Genomic DNA, 10,542 nt, shown 5'->3' with positions numbered 1-10,542 from the left:
AAGTGTGCATAATTGTGTAAATTACTATTACTTTTTTCTGGCAAAGCATTAAGTTTTCAAGGAACAGAGTAATTATTTATGTGCGAAGTTTTAGTGAATAATAAAATTAAGGAGATGGTCACGATTCCATTAGTTGATAGTAAAGCATTGTTAATACATGCATTGAAAAATAAATATGCGGTAGGAGCTTTTAATGCGAATAATATGGAAGTTGCACAAGCTATTATAGAGGCGGCTGAATTAGAAAAATCACCTGTAATTGTTCAAATAAGCCAAGGCGCTATAAAATATGCTGGCATAAAGTGTATTAGTTCAATTGTTAAAACACTAGCAAAAGAATCAAGTGTTCCTGTGGTTTGCCATTTAGATCATGGTGTTGACTATTCGGTTGTCGTAAAAGCTTTAAAAGCAGGTTTTACATCTCTTATGTTTGATGGTTCATCTTTATCGTTTGAAGAAAATGTTAAAATAACAAAGGAATTGGCGAGAATGGCGCATGCTGCAGGCATACCGTTAGAAGCGGAAATTGGAAGAGTTCCTGATTCAGAAAAAGGTCCATTGACATTAGAAGAAATGAAGAAGTATTATACGACACCAGAAGAAGCAAAGGAATTTTTTGAAAAAACAAATGTAGATTCTCTTGCAGTGTCTGTTGGAAGCGCACATAGAATGAAAGTACAATCTGCTGAATTAGATATAGAAAGGATACAAGAGATAAGTAGCATAGTTAATGCGCCTTTAGTTTTACATGGTGCTTCAGGAGTAAAAGATGAACATGTTGTAAAGGCAATTAAGGCTGGCATTACAAAAGTTAATTTTGCTACAGAATTAAATAAAGCTTTTACAAATTCGCTAAAAGAATATTTTAGCCAACATCCAGAAATAGTTGATGTCAGAAAATATGGGGAGAGTGCGAGAAAAAATGTTGTAAATACAGTAAGAGAAAAGATACAGCTATTAAATTCTAATAATAGAGCAGATGATGTTTTGAAATATATTTCTGATAATAAATTCTTTGAAAAAGACAAAAATTTAAATGAAATTGTTGAATAATAGCTGTAAAATAAAAATATAAACATTTTAATGTCTGCCGTTCTAATACATTTTTAGGAGGGAAGAAAAAGATTGCAATACATATTGTCTTTAGATTTTGGAACTTCTTCATTAAAAGCTTCAATTTTAAATGAAAAATTAGAAACGATTAAATCAATTAAAGAGGAATATCAATTTGAAGTGCTAAATGATGATAAAATAGAACTTAATCCTGACGAATTATTTAAAGCTTTTGTAAAATGTACTCATAAGCTAAATGACTTTATGCCAAAAGTTGATATGCTAGTTTATGATACTTTTTCCCCATCAGTAATATTTATGGATGCTAGTGGTGATTATTTATATCCTGTAATAACACATTTAGATAGGAGAAGTTTGAATCAATCTAATGAGATATTAAAATATTTTGGTGAAGATAGGTATCAAGAAATTACAGGAGTACTGCCATTTGCTGGTGGTGTGTCATTGACAAGCATTTTATGGATTAAAGAAAACATACCTGAAGTTTTCTCTAAAGCTTATAAAATAGCGCATTTTAACACTTACTTTTACAGAAAACTTACAGGTTTTTGGGGTATTGATCACGTTAATGCGTCAATGACTGGAATTTATGAAACTGTTAAAGATTCTGGTTGGTCAGATGATATTTGTGAAACTTTCGGCATTAATAAGGGTAAATTACCAGATGTTATTTATGCTGGAAATGTATATGGACATCTTCGAAAAAATATATCTGAGTTGACGGGTTTAAAAGAAGGTATACCTGTAGCTTTTGGCACTAATGATGCTGCAATTTCACAAATTGGTGCGGGAAATTCAAACTCCGGTGATATTTTAAATATATCTGGAAGCAGTGAAATTTTATCAATAATTACAGATAGACCAATATTAGGTAAAAAATATTATATTAGAAAAGCAGTGTCTCCAGGAAAATGGCAAGTATTCTCTATAGTTACTGGCGGCTTTGCAATAGAATGGTTTAGAAAGGAATTTTTTAGAGAAATTGATAAAGATAAATTTTATGGTGATTATCTTGAAAAATTGATTAAGAAAAATTGCAAGAATATTGAAGTGGAATTTTCGCCATATCTTACAGGAGATAGACATAGTTTAATTAAAAAAAGAGGTAGTTTTTCTGGCTTAACATTAAGTACAACTCGGGATGACATGTTGTTAAGCATATTATATGGGATTCATAAACCAATATTAGAGGTATTTAATTTAGCTAGTAGTTTTTTAAAATTAAATAATACAATTAAAATAACAGGCGGATTAAGTAGTAATCCAAGTATAGTAGATTTAAAAAGAAACATATTTAAGAATTATAATTTTCAGGTAGTAAATGATTGTTCGATAATTGGCAACGCAAAGTTAGCTTTACAAAGTAATAAAAAATAAATACATGTGGTTTATCTGTGAAAAATAATTATGTAGAAAGGTATGAAAGCATATATGCATAATTCAAATATTAAAGAAAAATTATATGGGGTTTTTGCTCCATTAGTAACTCCTTTTATCAATCAGGAAATTGACTATGATGGATTGATATCCAATATTAAAAAATTGAATGGAAGTAGATTAAAGGGTTACATGGCTTTAGGCAGCAATGGGGAATTTAAAAGCTTAACTGATGATGAATCATTAAAAGTAATAGAATTAATAGCTAAAAACAAATCATTTGATAAAACATTAATTGTTGGTGTAGGGAGAGAATCTGCTTATGCAACAATTGAATTTATAAAAAAAGTTGCTGATTTAGATGTGGATTTTGTTAGTATACTTACTCCAAATTATTTTCCTAAGATGATGAATGATCAAGCGTTAGTAAAATATTATTGGGAAATTGCTGATAAGTCTAGAATACCAATAATGATTTATTGTATCCCGAAGTCAGCAAATGGTGTTGTTATATCGCCAGAAGCAATATCAATACTTGCAAAACATCCAAATATTGTTGGAATGAAAGACTCATCGCAACTAGATTTAGGAAATTATATTGATGCAGTTAAGAACATTTCAGATTTTTATGTGTTATCTGGTTCTATTACTAAATTTTTAGATGGATTAACGAAAGGAGCAATTGGTGGAGTTCTTTCAATGGCAAATTATTTTCCAAATTATTGCTGTAAGATTCAGGAGCTATATGACTGCAATATGAATGATAAAGCTGAAAAGTTAAGTGAATTACTTTGTGATTTAAATAGAAAAATATCTAGTTATGGAAGTGTTGTTTCGGTTAAAGCTACTATGAACATTTTGGGATATACGGGTGGTGAACCAAGATTGCCGTTATTGCCGATGGATGATAATGATATTTTAGGCTTAAGAAACTTATTAAATAACATTGAGAATAAGATTAAGGAGTTAATAATTAATTAATAGAGAGCATTACCCTTCAAAGCAATAATGCCAATGGCGCAAAAAACAGAGAATTTGAGTTATTACAGTATTATACAACATATACAAATAATCCTCTAAAGAAAAAACAATCTCTTAGTACTGTACTGTAAACTTATAAGAATTCTTTATGCAATAAATATAAAATATGTTGCTTATAATCCGAAAAAATTAATAAATGACATTAGAACTTCAGAAATTACAGGTAATACTGCTTAACATTAATAACGATTTTTATTCAAAAATATTACTTACAGATTCTTAGGAAATGATCTTTAACAATGTAATGCCTGGAGTTGTTGGTAGTATATATACAATTAGAGCGATGACGCTGTAATGGAGCATAATCGACAACTATCTCATGAATTATGTTGAACAAGAGAAGTTAGGAACGCTGTTACTATGAAATACAGGATGGTAACTACTTAAGACATGTGGATATTCATTACCAAACATAATTTACCGGTAATGAACTAGCTTATTAAAGTCACCTATGATTCCAATATTTCTCATTAATATAAATTCTATTAAAAAACTTTATTTTGTTAATTTTAAAATCCTAAGAATGAGCGAGCAAATTAAGAAAATTAAAGATTATAGAAGGAGTGAAAATAAGTGAATTCATATGAACCTAAAAGTAAGAGAGTCAGAAAAAATTGGATACAGATGGATGCATTGCATACAGGAATAGGGTGGACTCTTGAAGACTTGGAAAAGCCTCAAATATTGGTTGATGATGCATACGGCGAGAGCCATCCAGGTAGTAAACATCTTTCAAAGATATCTGAAGAGGCAAGTATTGGAATTTGGGAAAAAGGTGGTCGACCGGCCAGATTTACAGTAACTGATTTATGCGATGGATGGGCGCAGGGACATGATGGGATGAATTTTATTTTAGCATCAAGGGAATTTATTTGCAATATGATTGAATTACATGCTTCTGTTATACCTTGGGATGGAATGATACTTGTGGCCGGATGTGACAAGTCAGTTCCAGCTCATTTAATGGCAGCTAGTAGAATAAACATTCCAACCGTATTTATACCAGGTGGAAGTATGAGAATATCGCCCAATATGGGCACTAGTTTAACAAACGTAAGTGAGATAGGAAGAGGAGATATTACTTCGGAAAAAGAAATCAGAAATTATAGGTTAACAGGATGTCCTTCTTGTGGAGCATGCCAGTTTATGGGAACAGCTAGTACAATGCAATGCATGGCAGAGGCACTAGGTATGGCATTACCAGGGAGTGCCTTGTTACCTACATCATTAAGGGATATTTTAGATTGGTCAAGAAAAGCTGGTTATGCTGTAATGAACCTTGTTGATAAAAATATTATGCCTAAGGATATTTTAACTCCAGAAGCTTTTAGAAATGCGATTGTTATTCACGCTGCAATTGGTGGTTCAACGAATGCAATGATTCATTTACCTGCGATTGCGCATGAAATAGGATATGAATTAGATCCAGATTTATTTGATGAGTTAAATCATAAAATACCACATATTTGCAATATAACACCGAGTGGGAAATATCCAACTGAATTGCTTTGGTATGCAGGTGGAATTCCGATGGTTCAATTAGCATTAAAGGATTATTTGGATTTAGATGTAATGACTGTCACAGGGAAAACTTTAAAAGAGAATTTAGAGGAAATGGAAAACGAAGGATTCTTTGAACGTGTAATCGGATATTTAAATAATTATGGTTTGAAAAGAGAAGACATTATAAGACCAGTTAAAGAAACGAAATTATTTGGTTCTGTAGCTGTATTGAAGGGTAATATAGCTCCCGAAGGTGCAGTTATTAAATATTCAGCTGTAAATAAAAATATGTGGTATCATGTTGGACCTGCAAAAGTTTACAATTCAGAGGAAGAGTGCTATGAAGCTATTGTAAAGGGAAAAGTTGAACCTGGTATGGTGCTGTTCATAAGGTATGAAGGGCCACAAGGTTCGGGTATGCCAGAAATGTTAATGACTACTGAGGCAATTGCTGTGGATCCAAAATTAAATGATTCAGTTGTATTGATAACGGATGGTCGCTTTTCAGGTGGTACAAGAGGACCTTGTGTTGGTCATGTTTCACCGGAGGCAATAGTTGGTGGACCGATAGCTCTTATAGAGGATGGTGACTTAATTGAATTAGATATAGAAAATAGAAAATTGAATGTTATCGGAATTAATGGAGAAAGATGCACTAATGAAGAGATAGAAAAAATTTTCAATGAGCGAAAATTAAAATGGAAAGAACCTGAAAGGAAAAGAAAGGGAGTATTTAAACTATATACAGATCATGCAGTTTCAGCTATGAAGGGTGCATACATTAAATAAATTAAGATTTATAGTAAAAAAATAATAGTATAATGATACCGAAAAACTAGACAGACAAAACAGCAAAAATAGGTTAGAATATAATCATGAATAAGAGAAAAAATTTTACACCAGAACAAAAAGTGAAAATCGTATTAGAGGTCTTGTAGAAAGAAAAGTGCTGAATGAGATTGCTGCTGAATACGGAATTCATTCAAATCTATTAAGTCGCTGGAAAGCAGAGTTTATCAATAATGCAACAAGGATATTCAGTAAAGAAACTGATGCGATAGAATAGATTAAGAAGTCATATGAAAATGAAAAGGAAGAATTGTTGAAACAAATAGGGCAACTCTCTTATGAGAATGCCTGACTTAAAAAAATCTGGTCAACTCTAAATCCCACGAAGAACGAATGGAAATGATTGATAGAAATAATAAGAAGCTCAGCATCAGCAGAAAGACTAAGCCTTTGAGCATTAACCGCACAAATCTTTATTATAAGCCTGTTCCAATAAGTGATGAAGAATATATGATCAAGCACATCATCGATGAGGTCTATACAAAGCATCCGGAATTTGGATACCGTAGGATGACAATTATTCTGAAAAGGGATTATGGTATTATTACCAACCGCAAAAGGACTTGCCGTTATATGCAAGAAATGTGTATATACGGTTTTTGCTCATGTACTAATCTTAGTAAGCATCTACATGGTTAAATATCTTTATCCATATTTGTTAAGAGGCTTAAACATTGATCATCCTAATCAGGTATGGTCAATAGATGATATAACATATTGTCGGATAAAACGGGGCTTTATGTACTTAATAGCCATTATAGACTGGTATTCTACGTGCATCGTAGAATTTGCATTGTCCAACACACTTGAACATACTTTTGTCATCGATACAATTAAGAAGGCCATAAAACAACATGGGGCACCCGAAATTATGAATAGTTACCAAGGCTACAATTTTCTGTGATGACTATAGATTTTTTGAAAGAAAATAATATCAAAATGTCTATGGATATAAAGATAGAGCATTGGATAATCAACGAATAGAACGTTTTTAAGGAGCTGCAAAAGGGAGAAGTTATATCTAAAAGACTGTGAAACTGGGTATGAACTAAGAAAGATAACACAAGAATGTATAGAACATTACAACTTCAAGAGACCGTATCAGACGTTAGAATTTTGTACACACAGTTGAATATTATTATGGCAAGTCTAATATATTAATGCAAGTGGTTTAAAGCTGTTGAAGCACTATGCACATTTATTTCACGGTCATCCTTAAAATGAATCTCTCATGCCATGTCTTAAGACATTAGTTGTATACGACATTTATTTTTGTGTTTTTAATATTAAGGTAGGCATTTTATACCGCCTTGATTGCTAATTCCGTGGTCTTAGAAGTACCATATACATATTTAATAATCTTTTTACTAATCCATAACAAAAACAAGATATGTCTATCTGTCTTTAATTGTCATAGATATATGTAATATCGGTACACTATTTTTCGTTAATATTTGAGGATTTAAAGTCTCAATTGATAATTTTTTCCTTTTCCTCTACAGTCGGCTTAAAAAAGTGAGAACGAAACTTTTTTATCGCAATAGAGTAAATAGCCCAATAACCTGCTGCTTAAATTTTTCTGAATATCGAATACCGTTTTTGGACACTGTTTAACATTCATTTTTCCTTAAATTATTCTATCGTGTTAAACTTTTCGTGTCCACAATTATATACTAACACCAATATCAAAGTTCAATTAAATTTTAATTATATTAAAAATTAATCTTTTTGCCTGTTTACAAATCATATTATATAAGGAGAGATAATTAGTGGAAAATTTTATAGTATTTGCAGATGATTTTACGGGAGCTAATGATACTGGTGTTCAATTAAAAAAAAGAGGTGTAGATACCTATGTAACATTATATCCAGAATATGTAAATACAAATTCTTCTTTTGTAATTGATACCGAGACCAGAGATTTGAATTTTGATGAAGCATATAATAGGGTTAAAGAAGCATCTAAAATTTTAGAGAAATATGATTTTAAATATGTTTACAAAAAAGTTGATTCAACATTAAGAGGAAATATCAGTGCAGAGATTAAAGCCATTGAAGATGTGTACAAACCTGATATTATAATTTTTGCTCCAGCTTATCCAGATAACAATAGAACTACATTAAATGGTGTACAATTAATGAATGGTATTCCCATAACTAAAACAGAAATAGCAAATGATCCTAAAAAACCTGTGAAAGAAGATAATATAAAATTATTTTTAGAAAATGAGATAAAAGAAAAAGTAATACATTATTATCTAAATGATGTAAGAAATAAATACTTTAATTTTTCTCAAGGTCGGATTTTTAGTTTTGATATTTTAACAAACAATGATATGATAAATGTTGTAGATTCTGTATTACAGCTAAATAAAAAAGTGTTATGGGTTGGATCGGCGGGACTTGCCAGTGCACTTTTGAAAGTTTTATTTCCTTTGAAACCTGTTCTAAGTATTGTAGGCAGTATTAGCGAAGTATCAAGAAAGCAAATCAAATATTTAGCAGCAAATGGGAGCAAGATAATAAAAATTGACATAAGTTCTTTAATTTTAAACACCGATATAGAAGATTTAATAAATGAGTCTATTAATAGTATTAATGAAGGAAATGATACTGTACTAGTTACTGCATTATCTCAAAATGATTATATAAATGCTATCAAAGTTGGAGAAGCAAATAAGATGAAAAAAGAAGATGTAAGTAGATTTACGCAGTTAATAATAGGAAAGATATCTAAAGAGATTATGACTAAATTAAACATCTCTGGCGTTTTTTTAACAGGCGGTGATACAGCCATAAGTTTTATAAAAAGCTTAGGTTCCACGGGCTCAAAAATAATAGATGAGCTTTTGCCTGGCATACCTTTAATGGAATTGCGTGGCGGAGTATGTGATGGTTTAAAAGTTGTAACAAAAGCTGGAGCATTTGGAAATGATGATTCAATACTATATTGGATTCAAAAGTTAAAGGAGATGGCATGAATGAATTCATATATTGGTATTACTATGGGAGATCCAGCTGGAGTTGGACCTGAAGTTATCTTAAAAGCGCTCGACAGTAATAATGAGTTTAAGTCAAGATACATTGTTTTTGGTAGTACAAATTTGCTAAAATATTATAAAGAACTTTTAAAAATAAAAAAAGATATAATTGAAATTAACGATATCGAGGAATATAAAGATGGGTATATAAATGTTATAAATGTCTATGATTTAAATATTAATAATTTAAATATAGGAATGGTATCACCTCAATGTGGAGACGCTGCATTTAAATATGTTGAAAGAGCTATAAATTCAGCTTTAAACCACGAAATTGATGCTGTAGTTACGGCGCCTTTAAATAAAGAAGCTTTGCATTTAGGGGGACATAATTTTGATGGTCATACGGAGATTTTTGCAAAGTTAACAAAAACAAATAAATATGCAATGATGCTAATTGGAGGTCCTTTAAAAGTAATTCATGTATCAACTCATACCTCATTAAAAAATGCATGCGACAGGGTTAAGAAGGAGAGAGTTTTAGATGTTATACATCTAGCATATGATATTTTAAAAAAGATGAAGATTGATAATCCTAGGATTGCTATTGCTGGTCTTAATCCACATGCTGGAGAATCAGGGCTTTTTGGAATGGAAGAAATCAAAGAAATAATGCCGGCAATAGAGGAAGCAAAGAATTTAAATATTAATGTAGATGGACCTGTTCCTCCTGATACTGTATTTATTAAAGCAGCAAATGGACAGTATGATATAGTAGTTGTTATGTATCATGATCAAGGGCATATTCCTGTAAAGTTATTGGGATTTGATAAAGGCGTAAATATGACTGTGGGTTTGCCAATTATTAGAACATCTGTTGATCATGGAACCGCCTTTGATATTGCTGGAAAGGGAATTGCAAATGAAGAAAGCATGTTAGAAGCTATGAAAACCGCTGAGTTATTTTTATAAGTTCCTTGTATAATTAAATGCGACAAATAAATTAAAAGTAGACAATGATAGTGAAAATTATGTATGAAATGATTAAAAGAAAGCTTACACAGGTTTCTCAATTTTATGTCAACTACGACTTTTATTACTTAATGGTGTTAGTATATAAGTGTGGACACGAAAAGTTTAACACTTTTAGCAGCTTTAAATAGTTTATTATACTTAGCTTTAGCGTAGTTTAAGCCTCTTCTTGATGATAATGAGATAAGCTTAATAATTTCATCAGATTGAGCATTTATAACATCTTCTGGCGTTGGGAATCTCTTTAACACAGCAACAGCCGTAACACCAGTAATGTCAGAAAAAACCTTGCTGATACCTGGAAAAACAATATGCAACTGAGCTTTAAGCTTATTCACATAAGAACTACGATTATCGACAAGGCTATAGTACTCTCTGCATAAACATCTAAGATTTAAAATTAACTCAGCGGGCATAACAGAAACTTTGGTGTCAGGCGAATAACCAATGGCAGCGATATGTTTTGCATCAAGTCTATCTTTTTCACTTTTCTTATGCCAATATTTTTGTTAGAATCTATAGATGAGAAAAATTGATAACAAATATTACCATCAAATAGATGCACTACACCTATGCTAACTGTAGTTCTGCTAAAATTTCATCAATAGGTACTTTATTATTAGCTCGCTCATACAGCCATTGAACACGCTGCTTTTGTACTTCTTTGCGTACTATTTTTATTCCT

The 10,542-nt window shown here is 31.3% G+C and carries 7 protein-coding genes and 2 pseudogenes; 8 read left to right on the top strand and 1 reads right to left on the bottom strand.

The window, feature by feature from the left end; all coding sequences use genetic code 11:
- Nucleotides 1–93 precede the first annotated feature (93 nt).
- From HNR52_RS11405 to pdxA, 8 genes and pseudogenes are all read left to right on the top strand, one after another.
- Nucleotides 94–1,053, top strand: a complete 960-nt coding sequence (locus HNR52_RS11405) for a class II fructose-bisphosphate aldolase (RefSeq protein ID WP_435620626.1) — start codon at nucleotides 94–96, stop codon at nucleotides 1,051–1,053.
- A 72-nt stretch (nucleotides 1,054–1,125) separates the two neighbouring features.
- Nucleotides 1,126–2,451, top strand: coding sequence for an FGGY-family carbohydrate kinase (locus HNR52_RS11400; protein WP_435620625.1), 1,326 nt, complete (start codon nucleotides 1,126–1,128; stop codon nucleotides 2,449–2,451).
- A 42-nt stretch (nucleotides 2,452–2,493) separates the two neighbouring features.
- Nucleotides 2,494–3,432 carry a dihydrodipicolinate synthase family protein gene (locus tag HNR52_RS11395; protein WP_435620624.1) on the top strand — a complete coding sequence of 313 codons (939 nt, stop codon included), beginning with the start codon at nucleotides 2,494–2,496 and terminating at the stop codon, nucleotides 3,430–3,432.
- 38 nt (nucleotides 3,433–3,470) lie between these two features.
- Nucleotides 3,471–3,669, top strand: a pseudogene (locus tag HNR52_RS11390) (IS110 family transposase); the annotation flags it as partial.
- Nucleotides 3,670–4,065: 396 nt separating this feature from the next.
- On the top strand, nucleotides 4,066–5,784 hold the full coding sequence (gene ilvD / locus HNR52_RS11385; RefSeq protein WP_435620623.1) for a dihydroxy-acid dehydratase: 1,719 nt from the start codon (nucleotides 4,066–4,068) through the stop codon (nucleotides 5,782–5,784).
- 86 nt (nucleotides 5,785–5,870) lie between these two features.
- Nucleotides 5,871–7,019, top strand: a pseudogene (locus HNR52_RS11380) (IS3 family transposase).
- Between the two features lie 594 nt (nucleotides 7,020–7,613).
- Nucleotides 7,614–8,825, top strand: coding sequence for a four-carbon acid sugar kinase family protein (locus HNR52_RS11375; RefSeq protein ID WP_435620622.1), 1,212 nt, complete (start codon nucleotides 7,614–7,616; stop codon nucleotides 8,823–8,825).
- Complete coding sequence (gene pdxA / locus HNR52_RS11370; RefSeq protein WP_435620621.1) at nucleotides 8,826–9,797, top strand: 4-hydroxythreonine-4-phosphate dehydrogenase PdxA; 972 nt, start codon at nucleotides 8,826–8,828, stop codon at nucleotides 9,795–9,797.
- 137 nt (nucleotides 9,798–9,934) lie between these two features.
- On the opposite strand, the gene HNR52_RS11365 is transcribed toward pdxA, so the two are convergent.
- The gene (locus HNR52_RS11365) at nucleotides 9,935–10,306 is read right to left on the bottom strand and encodes a hypothetical protein (protein WP_435620627.1); all 372 of its coding nucleotides are present in this window, start codon (nucleotides 10,304–10,306) and stop codon (nucleotides 9,935–9,937) included.
- Between the last annotated feature and the right edge of the window lie 236 nt (nucleotides 10,307–10,542).

The sequence above is a fragment of the Thermoanaerobacterium thermosulfurigenes genome, assembly GCF_051201035.1.
Lineage (GTDB): Bacteria > Bacillota > Thermoanaerobacteria > Thermoanaerobacterales > Thermoanaerobacteraceae > Thermoanaerobacterium > Thermoanaerobacterium thermosulfurigenes.
The sequence above is the reverse complement of the archived record's forward strand: the minus strand, read 5'-3'. Positions and strand labels throughout refer to the sequence as shown.

Bases quoted from the DNA above. Each gene is read 5' to 3' on its own strand.
- HNR52_RS11395 (WP_435620624.1), top strand. From the start codon at position 2,494: ATGAAAGCATATATGCATAATTCAAATATTAAAGAAAAATTATATGGG.
- pdxA (WP_435620621.1), top strand. From the start codon at position 8,826: ATGAATTCATATATTGGTATTACTATGGGAGATCCAGCTGGAGTTGGA.